15 protein-coding genes are annotated in these 14,147 nt (G+C 41.7%); all 15 read right to left on the bottom strand.

Annotation, left to right across the window (positions count from 1 at the left end; translation table 11 throughout):
- Positions 1-41: 41 nt before the first annotated feature.
- Positions 42-1,007: a polysaccharide pyruvyl transferase family protein gene (locus AC4PM4_RS08250; RefSeq protein ID WP_491613326.1), complete on the bottom strand. Its 966-nt coding sequence runs from the start codon at positions 1,005-1,007 to the stop codon at positions 42-44.
- Positions 1,000-2,385 (bottom strand): lipopolysaccharide biosynthesis protein, encoded by a 1,386-nt coding sequence (locus AC4PM4_RS08245; RefSeq protein ID WP_090953120.1) that lies wholly within the window; start codon positions 2,383-2,385, stop codon positions 1,000-1,002. Before AC4PM4_RS08245 ends, AC4PM4_RS08250 begins: the two co-directional genes overlap by 8 nt.
- Positions 2,385-3,281 carry a glycosyltransferase gene (locus tag AC4PM4_RS08240; protein ID WP_063564504.1) on the bottom strand — a complete coding sequence of 299 codons (897 nt, stop codon included), beginning with the start codon at positions 3,279-3,281 and terminating at the stop codon, positions 2,385-2,387. The genes AC4PM4_RS08245 and AC4PM4_RS08240 overlap by 1 nt, the downstream gene beginning before the upstream one ends.
- Before the next feature lie 31 nt (positions 3,282-3,312).
- Positions 3,313-4,458: a glycosyltransferase family 4 protein gene (locus AC4PM4_RS08235; RefSeq protein WP_063564505.1), complete on the bottom strand. Its 1,146-nt coding sequence runs from the start codon at positions 4,456-4,458 to the stop codon at positions 3,313-3,315.
- Positions 4,459-4,497: 39 nt separating this feature from the next.
- A complete protein-coding gene (locus tag AC4PM4_RS08230) occupies positions 4,498-5,658 on the bottom strand; it encodes a glycosyltransferase family 4 protein (protein WP_491613325.1) in 1,161 nt (386 codons plus the stop codon).
- Positions 5,573-6,727 carry a glycosyltransferase gene (locus AC4PM4_RS08225; protein ID WP_491613323.1) on the bottom strand — a complete coding sequence of 385 codons (1,155 nt, stop codon included), beginning with the start codon at positions 6,725-6,727 and terminating at the stop codon, positions 5,573-5,575. The genes AC4PM4_RS08230 and AC4PM4_RS08225 overlap by 86 nt, the downstream gene beginning before the upstream one ends.
- Before the next feature lie 5 nt (positions 6,728-6,732).
- Positions 6,733-7,059 (bottom strand): hypothetical protein, encoded by a 327-nt coding sequence (locus AC4PM4_RS08220; RefSeq protein ID WP_090953118.1) that lies wholly within the window; start codon positions 7,057-7,059, stop codon positions 6,733-6,735.
- A gap of 113 nt (positions 7,060-7,172) precedes the next feature.
- Positions 7,173-8,366, bottom strand: a complete 1,194-nt coding sequence (locus tag AC4PM4_RS08215; protein ID WP_072734353.1) for a glycosyltransferase — start codon at positions 8,364-8,366, stop codon at positions 7,173-7,175.
- A 25-nt stretch (positions 8,367-8,391) separates the two neighbouring features.
- Entirely contained in the window at positions 8,392-9,354 is a 963-nt protein-coding gene (locus AC4PM4_RS08210; protein WP_063564509.1) for an SDR family NAD(P)-dependent oxidoreductase, read from the bottom strand.
- Between the two features lie 33 nt (positions 9,355-9,387).
- A complete protein-coding gene (locus AC4PM4_RS08205; RefSeq protein WP_205412004.1) occupies positions 9,388-10,056 on the bottom strand; it encodes a sugar transferase in 669 nt (222 codons plus the stop codon).
- Positions 10,053-10,961, bottom strand: a complete 909-nt coding sequence (galU, locus tag AC4PM4_RS08200; protein WP_063564639.1) for a UTP--glucose-1-phosphate uridylyltransferase GalU — start codon at positions 10,959-10,961, stop codon at positions 10,053-10,055. Before galU ends, AC4PM4_RS08205 begins: the two co-directional genes overlap by 4 nt.
- A 260-nt stretch (positions 10,962-11,221) precedes the next feature.
- A complete protein-coding gene (locus tag AC4PM4_RS08195; protein ID WP_063564510.1) occupies positions 11,222-11,905 on the bottom strand; it encodes a CpsD/CapB family tyrosine-protein kinase in 684 nt (227 codons plus the stop codon).
- Entirely contained in the window at positions 11,883-12,635 is a 753-nt protein-coding gene (locus AC4PM4_RS08190) for a YveK family protein (protein ID WP_063564511.1), read from the bottom strand. Before AC4PM4_RS08190 ends, AC4PM4_RS08195 begins: the two co-directional genes overlap by 23 nt.
- 66 nt (positions 12,636-12,701) lie before the next feature.
- Positions 12,702-13,451: a tyrosine-protein phosphatase gene (locus tag AC4PM4_RS08185; protein WP_491613321.1), complete on the bottom strand. Its 750-nt coding sequence runs from the start codon at positions 13,449-13,451 to the stop codon at positions 12,702-12,704.
- Positions 13,452-13,611: 160 nt separating this feature from the next.
- The gene (locus AC4PM4_RS08180; protein WP_063564513.1) at positions 13,612-14,046 is read right to left on the bottom strand and encodes a hypothetical protein; all 435 of its coding nucleotides are present in this window, start codon (positions 14,044-14,046) and stop codon (positions 13,612-13,614) included.
- Positions 14,047-14,147: the final 101 nt, after the last annotated feature.

Here is a 14,147-nt window from a genome sequence, read left to right as displayed (position 1 = left end):
CACTCCACTCTCTATATTTTACACACATTGAGCCCATTTTTTTAAACTGTTGCGGTTGTTTCCATATACTTAGGTGTAGGTTGAGAGATCGTTTTTGAGGAGGTATCCATGTTTGCCGTGTTTACTTCATGAGTCCATATTCGATAATATCCCGAGTTTTTCCCGTAGGAGTTATCAATCAGTACATTGGGTTTTGACATAAGGCAGGATAAGATATGTCCGTGTAATCTGGAAGAATGAATCATGCGATAATCCGCGAAACAACGAATAGCCTTATTCACCAGATAATCACTATATTTCATCCATAAAAACTGTGAAATGGCTCGTGACGCCCGCTTTTTCAGTCCTTTACTGATGTAATAAATAAGTTTCTTTTCATATCTGTTATATAATGTTGGCCAATCCTGATTATCGCCTTGTACTTCCATCTGTGTTTGTTCTGAATTTTTTTCAATATCGGTTCTATAAAAATTGAGTCTCTCTTTGCTTGGGTTAATCTTCACTTCTATTGGCCAAAGTTGATGCGCCATATCTGGAAGAAGAGCAACATGACAATTTATAAAATACGTAGATGCCAACAGATAAGATGACTCATCTCGCACATATAAATGGAGATTTGTATGTTTATTAAAAATTGCTGCTGTTTTAAGAATATTGCTTTCCTCTTTATAGAAGATAGTCTGAGGCAAAATCACTATTTTGTGTCGAGGATAATTCTGAACAACTGTTTCTCTCACCTTCTGATGAGCATCATACAAATCCCCGAAATTACCTCCCCCACTAAGAACAATAATGTGGTCTTCTGGGATATGAATGTTTTCATGAAAATCATGCACGCTATATCTTGCTGAAACGTGAATGTGGTTGCTCTTAAAAAAAGCCTCTGCTCCTTTCATTATTAATATATCGCCGCCGTTACTATAAACCGGATAATCAATATAATAAATTTTGGATTTAGGAGGTACGATCTCCAATATCAATTCAAGCCGCTTTTTTAACTCATCCATGGGATGAATCCTTTGCACGTTTGGCATCTTTTCCGGCTCCTTTGAGTATATTTTTCTCTCTCAATCTTTCCTTTAGAAAAGTAATATCTTCCTTGTTGTACAGCATCTTATGCATAGGCATTTTGAAAATAATGGATACGGATGCAAGTGACATCAACATGCGAACAAAGGAACCTAGCAATAATGCTAACCCTATTCCGTATAAGCCCAGTAGTGGAGTGAGCACAAAAAATAAAGTAATCGTCACTGCCAATGCTACAATCTGCCGGAGTACGATTACACCAGGTCTTCCCAACGCATTAAACGCCGAAGCCAGAATCCAGGATCCTCCGCCAACAATGCATTCCAGAGATAACAAATAAAACACACCGCTAGCTTCAAGAAATTCCGGTCCGAACAGTATTCCAATAAAAAAACGACCAATCAGCATACTAGGTATGATGATGATCGTCATAAGAACCATACTAATACGGAAGGCTCTGCCTACAAGAGTCAGTACCTTCTGCTGCTCCATGCCTGCGACCTTTGGAAAGATCACATTCGTTATCGCAGTCTGAACTACGTTAAACATTCGGGAGAGGGCAAAAACAACCGAATACAACCCAAAATCTTTGGGTGTAAGTAAAGCCAAAATAATTATTTTATCAAACTGGTTATACAAAGTACCAAGCAGCTCCACACCGTATACTCGAATACCATAACTGAATAGGTGAATACAGGTTCTAAATTGACTCACCAGCTTGCTTGCTGAACTGAATATTTGCTGCCTCATGGCATACATGTAACAGATTAATACAAGTATATTAGCTGCAAAACTAACAATGATTGCTCTTTCCACTGTTAATATGCCTGTTATCCACAGCAGTACCAGACCAACAAGATTAAATAAGGGAGCAAACAACCTTGATAGATTATAAATATGGAATTTATCCGTTCCTTGGGCGGCTGCTGCAAGCACTCCCATAAACAGCATTACAGGAACCATGGATACGGTATACCAGCGCGCAATGGAAACGACCGATTCCGAATATCCGGAGAGCCAGAAAGAGATGCCAAACCAACTTACAATCCCAGCTATCAAGCTGATAGGAATTTGAACCGCAAAGCTCATGCTGATGTATGTTGGTAATTGATTTATGTTTTTTTTCACATTGTAGATTAACGAGGTTGGTAGACCAAATGCAGCTAGACCAGATATAAAGGCGGGCCAAAACAGTACAGCAGCAAGTTCACCTTTACCTGTTGCCCCGAACATTCGAGCTGTAATAATAGAAGTGAGAGTCGTCACAGCCATAATAAGAATATTGGCAACACTGGTCATAAAAATGGTCTGCACCATGCTAAGCTGCCTTGGCTTTTTGGCAATTGCCATATTCATCAGGTGTTCAGTCCTCTGCTGTTCCGGAAAGACCCTACGATCGTTCCGTTACGATAAGATATTTTTGCCATTTCACTCATTACCTTTTGGACATTATTAAATGAGATTAATATTAATAACGCCGCCTGAACAATCCTAATAGTATGCTTGAATATTCCCCATCCACTCTTCTTATAACGTGTTGCATCACTAATGCCTTGCCAATAAACTCTTCGCAGTAACCAACGTTTAGTTAGCCTACTTTTTGCTATTTTGTGCTCTACAATAGCGTATGGACTGTAAAAAACTTTATATTCTAGACGAACTCGACCAATTAGCTCGCTTTCTTCACTTGACATTAAATTGCTACCTACACGTCCCAAATCTTCTCTAAATGGTTTAATCTGCTGAAAAATACTCATCCTGAAAGCTACATTAGCTCCAAAAGGAATAGAGGGCGCCTGCATTTCCACAATTTCGCTAGAAAAATCCATCAGCGTGTACAGACTAACGATATCATGTGGTATCCAATCAGGTTTCCCCCCCTCCCAGATAGGTACTATTTTTCCACCAACACAACCAATTTGGGAATCCATATCAAAAATTTTAATGACTTCTTTAATCCAGGTAGAACACGCTAGTGCGTCATCATCCAGGAATAAAATAAACTCTCCCTTCGCTTCCTGTATCGCTCTATTTCTTGCATAGGATAATCCTAATTGAGGCTCGAAAATATAGCGAACATGCGCTGGCATGTTAAGAGAGTCGAATAATTCTTTTGTGTTATCCGTTGAATTATTATCAATAACCAGAATCTCGTAATCAGCACTACCCGTGTCCCCATTCAAAACACTTTCAACAGCTTGCATCGTGTCTATTGCTCTGTTGTGTGTGCAAATGGATACTGAAGCCCTCATTATCTCACCCCAAATATACAGTTTTATTTGTTCAGGCTAATTGCTTCAACAGCTGTCCGCGATGCGACCATAAGCAATGATTAATAACCCAGTCATGACCGTTATTTCCCATCGTTCTGGCCAGTCCTTCATCTGTAATCAATTCTTCGATACGATTGGCAATTTCCTTTTCATCCAGAGGATTTACAAGATAACCAGTTATCTCGTCCTTTACTGCGTCAGGAATTCCGCCGCTGTTGCCCGCAATCACAGGTAATCTGTAGTAATTGGCTTCAAGAAATACAATTCCGAAACCTTCCACATCACCTTTTTCCTTAATATCACGGCTAGGCATGACAAACAGATCAGAACCTTCATATAACTGATGCAGCTCGTGGTCAGTGATACCGCCTGTGAATACGACTACAGAATCTAACCCGTACTGCTTCACCAGACGTTCCAATTCGCCTCTGTATGGACCATCTCCACATATTAGATATTTCAGATTAGGAATCCGCTTGATTACATGACTAATAGCTTTAAGAGTGACATCATGTCCCTTGCGCTCAACCAAACGAGAGACGGTTATCATCACTTTTTTGCCATGCAGATCATATTTATCGCGAATGTCTTCATTGAAATCAGAACCACCGTTTAGTTTGCTTACGTTTAACCCTGGTGGAATAATGACAATCTGCATCTCCGGAATGCCGAGCTCCACCAGCTTTGACTTGGTATACTGGCTATTGGCAATCACCTTGTCAGACCGCCTCAAAATGAACAACAGGAGTGGGAATAACTTGCTGTTCACCATCCCCATAACATCCAGGCCATGAACATAAGGGAAATATTTAACCCCAAAAAAAGTTTTCATAAACGGGCCGGCGATGCCTACTGGGAATATGTTAACAAAGTGTATTTCGTCGGCCTTTTTGCGCCATTTCAGAATAATAAGCTGGAAGACTAGGATAAGCTGCGATACGATGAGCAGGAGCTTATTGGAATTCCAAAAGATTCGTTTCCGGATAATCTCGAAATCGGTCTTCTGGTCAAATTGTTCGGACGCTGCAACATCCTTTATTTTATTCGTTAGAACCGTGGTCTCTTCTGCCGAAATCTGAGATATAAGTCCATAAGCATAATCATGAATCCCTCCTTTTTCCGGCGGGAAATCAATAGCAACAAATACCTTATTCATACATTTTATCTCCCTTGAGAGGTCTTATGGAAAGAGTATCTACATCGTGTTCATAATGATGTTCACCGTGTCTTTAGCACATTTGTTCCAGGAAAACAGACCCGAGTGATCTTTTCCTTTATAAGACATTTGCTTGCTCAATTCCGGATTTGATGTAATTTCAATCAATTGTGAAGCTGCTTCTTTCGGACTATCTGGATTAAAATACAAAACAGCATCCCCACAAACTTCTGGAATGGATGCACGAGAAGATACAATAACCGGGCAACCTGCCGCCATTGCTTCCAAAGGCGGCAAGCCGAAGCCTTCATACAAGGAAGGGAATATAAACCCAGCCGCATCCTCGTAAAGCGCCTTTAATTCCTCATCTGTAACATAGCCCACCCAATTAACTGCATCGGATTTGGCCCATGTCTGTTCACCAAAAACTTTACTGTTTTTAGACCCAACAATAACAACGTTCAGATTGTGAGCTTCGATCTCAGGTAAAACTTCAAAAATCAAGTTGAAGTTTTTATAGGGATTCATCGTACTCACGGCTAAGACATAAGGTGATTGAATACCATATTTTTCGATCGTTCCTGCAGCTGCCTTTTTTCGATGAATGTGATCAATACCCAGATGAGTGACCACGAGCTTGTGCTCCGCTATTTTACAGTGCTGCATCAGTTCTCCTTTGGAGAAGTGAGATACAGTAATAATCTTCTTGGACGTTTTCCCCAGTCGAACCATCAAAAATTTGTACCAAGCACGGAAAGCAAAAGAAAAAGCCTTTGGGTAGTTGAACACAGCGGCATCATGGATGGTTACAATCTGATTTTTGTTAAAAGCTGGCCCTGTGTTACATAGATTGATTAACAGCCCATTTTTCGCATGAAAGGGGAGCTCGAGTTGTTCCCATAGATGTCCTTTCAGCTTACCGACTTCTTTGTGATGAATATGCTTGAAATCAGGCTGAGTGACTATGTTGGAAGGTGACAGCAGACAAAACTCGTACTTTGCAGGATCGATTTCTCCCCGATCAATCATCTCATCCATCTCTTTCACAAGTTCAAGTGCATATCGTTGCACTCCAGTAATAGTTTGGGTGAGAAACCGGGCATTAATATATATTTTAGTCATGAACATCTCCAGCTCTCTTTGAAAGTTCCAAACGACCCGTTGCAGCCCCTCCCTGGGATGAACTTCCTGCATAGGCATGATGATAGAGACTTACAATCTCTTCATTCATTCCCTCAGCGCTAAACTTTGTCTTATACAAGGCATATCCTGCTTCACCCATCCTCTTCAGTTCATCCTTATTAAGATGTTTGAGAATCTGCAGCAGTTCATGAGAATGTTCGATGTCAAATAAATATCCGCTTCTTCCGTGCTCAACCAGTTCAGGCAGAGCTCCGCGATTGCTTGCAATAACAGGCTTGAAGTTTTTCATAGCCTCCACAGCGACCAGTCCAAACCCTTCCCAACGAGAAGGCATGATTACTGCGTCACACTGCTGATAATAACGATCGATATCTGCATTATTCACCCAACCCAAACGAATAACATTGTCTGGAAAGTTCCATTCATTATTCTCCAACACGCTATCCCCAATAACATATAAACGAATATAATTCTGCAATTCAGGATGATCATTCAATATTTGCAGCAGCACATCCAGTCCTTTTTGCCGATCATACCTGCCTACAAACAATAACCGAACGATTTCAGGCTCTCTGTCTGCCTCATTCCATAAGTTAAAATTGACACTTTCACGCTCTCGCACACCGTTATACACCAACTTGGACTTGGAGGCCGACAGCCCCAGCTTTATAGAACTTTCGAGCTCATGTTTAGAAATATTAATAATTACATCCGTTTTATATGACATCAATTTCTCGATAAACAAGTAGCCCTTCTTATATAACGGCTTCGTATCCATAAGAAATGCCCATCCGTGAGAACAATAAAAAATATGGGCCTTCCTTGGCAGAACAAAAAACAAGCCCCTTACGAGCAATCCCGCAAATGAGCTGTGAATGTGAATAATATCCGGTTTCAATTTACGTATAGTCTGGTAAATCTGCCACATCGCTGAGAGAAAGTACTTAGGATGACGCTTGTATTTGTATTGAAAAATATGATCCTGCTCCAAATCAAAACTTGTGGCGCTATTATTTGCGCTCATTAGCAAATAGACATCATAATGTTGCCGCTGGTATGCAACAACCTCATTGAGATAGGTTGCCATACCACCAACAACGTATTCCCCAATATGCAAAATCTTCACTGTGCTCACCCCGCTTTCTGTGGCTTATCATATTCATCACGAGACTGTACAAGAGCCTTACCAATAACAAACCATAAGAACACATTGGCAGGAAATATTTCAAGTACATTAGTTGTAAGACTTGCAGCTGCAATTCCAGCCAGTAGTGCAATGGCCACCTGCCGCAAACGGAACTCATCTAAACTAGGCAGCATATTCTTTTTACGAACAAGCGCTACAGCGAGCGAAACAAACAAGACAGCAAAGTATATTAAATCAATCCACCCTGTCTGTTCGTAAAAGGAAAAATATTGATTATCCACTGCAAAGTTATTCGATTTCAACCCGATCATGTGCGTTCGTCGGCTGGCAGCTCAGCGATACCATAAACAGCAGATGGAGACTCTGATCTCACCTGAACGAATGGATGAGATCTGTCATTCAGTGAAATCATTTGGGTGTTAACTTAACCTCCACGCGTGATTAACCTCTCATAGATATCACTATGTTCCTTAAGAAGATAATCTGCATTAAAGGACTGGCAATGCGCAAAACATTGATGCTTCAAATCTCTTTTGGCGGGTCCAGACAGATTGTAATAGTGGAAAATAGCCTTGATAATCTCCTCTACGCTATGGGAAGCAAATGAAAATTGCTCAGCGTCCAATAGAATCTCTGGCATCCCCCCAACCCTTGAAGCATAGACTGGCGTACCCACCTGATAAGACTCAATGACCACTCTGCCGAACGGTTCATTCCATGTGGAAGGTACTATGGTCAGATCCATGTCTTTCATCTTTTGGGCAATTTGCGATTTGTCCAGTTTCCCCATAAAGATAATACGTGTGTCCGAACCGGCCATCTCCTTCAACTGATCCAGCATGGGACCATCCCCAAAAACAAATAATCTTCCCGCAATCTTTTCATCCACTCGTTTTACTGCATTGATCAAATACTGAACACCCTTCACTTCGGTCAGCTGCCCGAAATATCCAATATCCAGCGGCAGATTATGATGAACCTCTTTGCTTGCATACAGATCCTGAACTACTTCGTTCTTCTCCACAATATTATGAATCACATGTTTGGTGGAGTGTTCGAAGAACCCCATCACTGTATGCGTCCGGAGAATATGCCCTGATATACCAATAACCGCAGAGATCATTCGGCTATATCTCTTGGAAATTTGTCTGTACATTTTGGAGTAGGCTGCGATCTTAATAGGCTCAATCAAAGAGAAGTCTCGAAGCGTGTGCACCACCGGGATATCCAGTTCATACGCCGCTTTCCAGATCGCCAGGCTAAGCCCCGGAATGTTCTGAGTATGGATTACAGACGGACGAGTCTGCGTAAGATAACGTTTAATTTGCTGATATTGCCTGACGTTAAAAATATCCTTAACTCGCCATAGCACTTTATCCGGAGTTGATAATTGCTTGGCCGAGTCACCAATCCAGTACCGATTGTTAAATGGTAATCTCAATATCTCAATTTCATTGACCTTATCTATCCGCAATTCTCCTTCCTTATGCCCCCCAACGGTAATGACTTTAACGTCATAAGTGGGATTGAGGGTTTGAGCGAGAATTTGCGTTGATATTTCAGCCCCGCCAATAACATCCGGCGGATACAAACTGTGGGCAATTAATATTTTTTGCACTCATCTCATCTCACTTTGATTGGTTTCACGGAGTTTCCTGCAACGTGGCACGAACGTTCTCAATCGTTAGTTTTAATCCATCTTCTAGTGAAATTTCCGGATACCAACCGAGCACTTCCTGTGCCTTTTGAATAACAGGGCGGCGAACTTTAGGATCATCCTGAGGCAAAGGCAGGAACACCAACTTGCTGTCCGATTGGGCTAACTTTTTTACCAAATACGCCACTTCAAGCACGCTGTACTCTGTAGGATTTCCGATATTAATAATCTCTCCATTCGCTTCTTCCGTTTCCATCAATTTTTGCAGACCACGAATATTATCATCTACGTAACAGAACGAACGAGTTTGCGAGCCATCCCCATAAACGGTAATGTCCTGCCCCGTAAGTGCCTGTGTCACAAAGTTAGAAATAACACGGCCATCATCGTTCCGAAGCCCTGATGAATACGTATTAAAAATACGTGCTACCCTCACGGAAACACCGTGTTTCGTGTAGTATTCATAACAAAACACTTCACCCAAACGCTTGGCCTCATCATAACAAGCTCTAGGCCCCCAAGTGTTCACGTTACCTCGATAACTCTCAGGCTGCGGATGAACTTCGGGATCTCCGTAAGCTTCACTCGTACTCGAATATAGGAACTTTGCTCCTTTGGTACGGGCGAGCTCCAACAAATGATAGGTTCCTCGAGTGTTCACCCAGATCGTTCCGATCGAATCTGCCTGATAGAACTTGGGTGAAGCGGGTGAAGCCAGATGATAGACTTCATCTACTGGCTGATCTACCAGAAAATCCAGTGAGTCGGACAACGTAACATCAGCTTCACGGAAAAAAAAGAGGGGGCTGTTAGCCACCTCTTGCAGATTTTTAGAAACGCCTGTTGAAAGGTTATCTATTCCGGTAACCTGATGTCCTTGATCAATTAATGATTTGACTAAATGTGAGCCTAGGAAACCGGCCGCGCCAGTCACTACAACATGTTTCAATGCGATCACACTCCATATTATCTAATGAGTAGGTTAAAATGTATTACTTTTGATCATAACGCCAACGGTTTTAAAAATGATAATAATATCCATCTTCATAGAGACGTTGGAGATATAATGAAAATCATATTGCAGATTATGGTGAATCGGTTCCTTGCGAACATCACTTACTTGCCACAGCCCGGTAATTCCTGGTTTTACCAGAAAACGTCTGCGCTCCAGATCCGTGTAGCTTTCTTCTACGATTCGTTTCATTTCAGGTCTCGGACCTACGAAGCTCATATCTCCTTTGATAATATTAAGCAATTGAGGCAGCTCATCCAGGCTAGTCTTCCGAAGTAATCTTCCTAGTCTGGTAATTCTGGGATCATCGCTTGTCGTTGGCGATATGCTATATTTCGGTGCATCCGTACGCATCGTTCTGAATTTATAGATACTAAATTTAACTCCGTTTTTCCCGTAACGTTCTTGTCTAAATATCACAGGTCCTTTGGAATCAAGTTTAATCATAATCGCTGCAACAAGCATGACCGGTGATGTAATCAGCAACAGCACAGCCGCAATAATAAAATCGATAAACGGTTTTATTACGTCAGCATATCCGCCAACACGTTGCGAGTAAGGCTGTTCCAATACTGCCGAAGTGCCATCCTTAGCCAGGGCATCTCCACTCCCTAAGTATTCCGGTCTCGAAAGTTTCACAGACTATCCCCTCCTGCTACAAGCATTTGGTTCAATTGTTCCTTCATCAAAATCTCTTCAATAGCCATTAGGACTGGCGCACGCAATTCTTTATTTTTGAGAGCAAAATCAAGTGTGGTCAGAATATACCCCAGCTTCTCACCCACGTCAAAACGTGAGCCTTCAAAATCATAAGCACTAATTCCTTCATCCCGATTCAGCATTTGCAACGCATCCGTGAGTTGGATCTCACCACCTGCACCCACATTTTGCTCTTCCAGATACTCAAAAACTTTAGGTGTCAAAATGTAACGACCCATAATTGCCAAATTGGAAGGTGCTGTACCCAATGGTGGCTTCTCAACCATGCTGTTTACAGAAGACAAACGCCCCTCTGTATGCAATGGATCAATAATTCCGTAGCGGTAGGTTTCACTTGGACTCACGGTTTTCACACCGAGTACTGATTGTTTGACCTTCTCATATTGCTGAATTAACTGCTTCGTGCACGGCACATCAGAAACCACAATATCATCACCAAGTAATACAGCAAACGGTTCATTTCCAATAAAATTTCGAGCACACCAGACAGCATGCCCAAGTCCCAGCGCTTCCTTCTGTCTTATGTAATGAATATCAACGTTGGAGGACTTCCGGACTTCTTCCAGTAAGCTGAGCTTTCCTTTTTCGAGCAGATTTTGCTCCAGTTCAAACGCGCTGTCAAAATGATCTTCAATCGCACGTTTTCCCTTGCCCGTTACAATAATAATGTCCTCAATCCCGGAAGCTACAGCTTCTTCAACGATGTATTGAATGGTCGGTTTATCCACAATAGGGAGCATTTCTTTAGGCATTGCCTTTGTAGCGGGTAAAAATCGGGTTCCCAATCCGGCTGCGGGAATGATTGCTTTCCTCACTTTAGTCATAAATACCACCCTATCCATTATTATTTTTTTATGTTTAAAAGCATGAGTTGGATCATTTAAATCCATGAAACCATGAAATAAATTGATGCAATTCTTACTTTTAATTTCATAAAAGGGCATTAAACCCAACCTCACATCACACCCTTGACGATATACGTCTAAGGTACACTACCCACAGTGTGACCGAGTGCCTACATTGATAAAGGTATAGTAGACATGACCTTGAAGCTTTTATTATTTGACTTCAATCCCCTTAATCTTTATGCATCTTCTCCATAGTTAGCATTTCTACCCTTCGGCACCTGGATATTGTTTAATACCGCTCCAAGAATTCGTGCGTTCACATGTTCAAGATGTGATTTTGCTTTTTTGACCAGATCCTTCTTAACCTTGCCTGCGCTCACTACCAGAATTACGCCATCACACAGTGAACTAATAATTAGTGCGTCTGTAACCGCAAGAACAGGGGGGGTATCAAATAAAATCACATCATATTCTTCTTTCAGATCCTGGAGCAGAGCCGTCATTTTACGTGAACCAATCATCTCCGAAGGATTGGGCGGTATAGGACCCGAAGACAGGACTTGCAATCCTTCCACATCCGTTTCCCTCAAGACTTCTTTAACTTTATATTGACTTGACAAAACACTGGTCAGACCCACATGGTTGGGTAAGTTAAACATACGATGCACAGCAGGCTTACGTAAATCCGTATCCATAAGCAGAACCTTTTTTCCTTCTTGAGCATAGGCAACTGCAAGATTGCCTATCGTTGTTGTTTTTCCTTCACCAGACAAAGCAGAAGCAATCATGATCGTTTGAATCTGACTATCAATGGATGAAAATTGGATATTGGTTCTCAACTTCCGATAAGCCTCTGATGAACTAGACTTGGGATTAGCCATTGTAACTAGACTCCCTTTATCTTTGGTTAACCGTGGCATATTGGCCATCACCTACCTGCTTTTGAGATGTTGTCTGCTTAGAGATGCGAGCTTCTTCTTTCTTAATTTTGGATATAACAGCGAGTGCCGGAATACCCAGTTCTTTCTCTAATTCATCTTCAGTTTTTAAGGTGTCATCCAAGTATTCCAAAAGAAATACAAAACCTATAGCCAGTAAAAGTCCTACAAGAAAACTGACGAGTATGTTTAAAGAAGGATTTACATTAATGGGTCTCGAGGAATCCGTAGTCTTCGCTTCACTTAGAATGGTTACATTATCAACTTTCATAATTGCGGGGATTTGGGATTTGAACACTTTGGCAACGGCGTTAACCGTTTTGGCCGCTTTTTCGGAAGATATACCTATGGCGGTTAAACTCATAACCTGGGATTCTTTGGCAGTAGTGACCTGAATGTTCTGCCCCAGTTGGCTCCCACTCATGCCTAGATCGGGGTATTTAGCAGAAACTTTATCGAGAATTGCTGGAGATTTAATTATTTCTATATAAGAGTTGATTACCTTAATGTTGGACTGGATTGAACCAATATCAAGATTGGGGAAACCTTCTGCGTTATATGCCTGATTAACGATTAATTTAGCATTTGCCTCATAAACAGGTACGGTAAAAAAATAATTTTTAACACCTGCTCCGATGCAAGCAACAACAACAAAGGCTACGATGATCCAAAAACGTTTACGTAAAATGTGCATATACTCTTTTAACTCCATCTCGTATTCCTCCCATTTAAATCAGCAATTATGATGAAGAACGGTGTCTTATATATAATTTGGCTGTTACCAGAACAACAATCTACGCTTCATGATCGTGGGTTCTTCCGGCTCTACGAATTGATTGTTCCATACCGAGCACGCATTATTTTGCAAATTTTGAACTAGACGATCTCCAAATCGGCGTTCAAGCAGGTGATATGCGGCCTTCATTGAAAATGTTCTTCCTTCCATATTGTGGGCGTCTGATGAAATGAAATGAAATCCGTTTTCTTTGCAAAAATGAAAACACCATCTCTGAACTTTTCGCCCGAAAAGTCCTATGACCGATTGAGCCGTGATTTGACATAAAGCACCTTGCCCAAGATATTCAACCAATAAATCGGGATTGTTCTGGATTAGACGATTTCGTTCGGGATGAGCAATAATAGGAATGATACCCGCCAACTTAAGTTCTTGGAGTATCCCGGGGAACTGCGAGGGGATATGACCAAAGGGCAATTCCAGCAACATGTATCGGCTCCCGGCGAGTGTGCAGCACTTTCCTGCGTATAAGTCTGCAATCAGGTTGTCATGCACCCTGATCTCCTGTCCGGGACGGATCTCCAAGCAAATGTTGCGTTTGCGAAGTTCTGCATGTAGCAGGTCCACTGCCTGATTGACCACGTTGGGTTGATTGTTGTACTGCCCGTTCAGGTGATGCGGAGTAGCAATAATCGAGGTAATTCCTGAGGCTGCCGCTTTCTCAGCCATCGCAATGGACTGCTCCATATGAACAGGGCCATCATCCAGACCGGATAAAATGTGGCAGTGCATTTCAACCATATCCAAACTTCCTCAATGTATGATCCCCCTCGCCCCTTTATTCATTGCGCAAATGCTTTTGGTGTTAAAGAACTAATGCATAACGCTATGAAATATAGTAAAATGGCGTTAAGTACATGCTTGTTCAGAATATGTTTAGAATGTGTTCATTTCATATGGTAAAATCAATGTAATGATAGGTTTCCTGCAAGTTAGGTTGTTCCGATGCCTTCTCATACTGAAACCGGGAAACGGTCGGAAACTGAACTTCTCGAATCATTGTATTTAACTGTCCCGTTATATATAGTGTCTGCTCTTGCTGAATATGCAAGTTTGAATGATACAATGTGAGCTCACCGAAGGGCTGTTTCCATTGCAGCTTTGCGTGGAGTCGCACACATACATGGCTATCTTCTACATCCAAACCAATTAGCATCTCTGGTGATATCGGCAAGTCCAGGTCGCTCAGGAAGGTGATCGCTCTTGTGTCCATACCTAGCAGCAGAACGGGGCGTCTTTTGCGGTCTACCAATTTGCCATGAAACTCCTGAATGTACATATGGACATTTAATTTGAGATCCGCCCATTCCTGAATCATTGAATTCATGGCTTCATTCCTTTAGAATGGATTAGCTTGCAAGAGTTGCCTATACTCCTTCTCACAGGTATATTGGCTAGGCAACGTGGTCATACTTAAAATATCCCAAA

This window comes from Paenibacillus sp. MDV22-iso6 (assembly GCF_058408365.1).
This window is presented reverse-complemented; position numbering and strand designations above follow the sequence as displayed.

Bases quoted from the DNA above. Each gene is read 5' to 3' on its own strand.
- AC4PM4_RS08250 (WP_491613326.1), bottom strand. From the start codon at position 1,007: ATGGATGAGTTAAAAAAGCGGCTTGAATTGATATTGGAGATCGTACCT.
- AC4PM4_RS08245 (WP_090953120.1), bottom strand. From the start codon at position 2,385: ATGAATATGGCAATTGCCAAAAAGCCAAGGCAGCTTAGCATGGTGCAG.
- AC4PM4_RS08240 (WP_063564504.1), bottom strand. From the start codon at position 3,281: ATGAGGGCTTCAGTATCCATTTGCACACACAACAGAGCAATAGACACG.
- AC4PM4_RS08235 (WP_063564505.1), bottom strand. From the start codon at position 4,458: ATGAATAAGGTATTTGTTGCTATTGATTTCCCGCCGGAAAAAGGAGGG.
- AC4PM4_RS08230 (WP_491613325.1), bottom strand. From the start codon at position 5,658: ATGCCTATGCAGGAAGTTCATCCCAGGGAGGGGCTGCAACGGGTCGTT.
- AC4PM4_RS08220 (WP_090953118.1), bottom strand. From the start codon at position 7,059: ATGATCGGGTTGAAATCGAATAACTTTGCAGTGGATAATCAATATTTT.
- galU (WP_063564639.1), bottom strand. From the start codon at position 10,961: ATGACTAAAGTGAGGAAAGCAATCATTCCCGCAGCCGGATTGGGAACC.
- AC4PM4_RS08195 (WP_063564510.1), bottom strand. From the start codon at position 11,905: ATGCCACGGTTAACCAAAGATAAAGGGAGTCTAGTTACAATGGCTAAT.
- AC4PM4_RS08190 (WP_063564511.1), bottom strand. From the start codon at position 12,635: ATGGAGTTAAAAGAGTATATGCACATTTTACGTAAACGTTTTTGGATC.
- AC4PM4_RS08185 (WP_491613321.1), bottom strand. From the start codon at position 13,451: ATGCACTGCCACATTTTATCCGGTCTGGATGATGGCCCTGTTCATATG.
- AC4PM4_RS08180 (WP_063564513.1), bottom strand. From the start codon at position 14,046: ATGAATTCAATGATTCAGGAATGGGCGGATCTCAAATTAAATGTCCAT.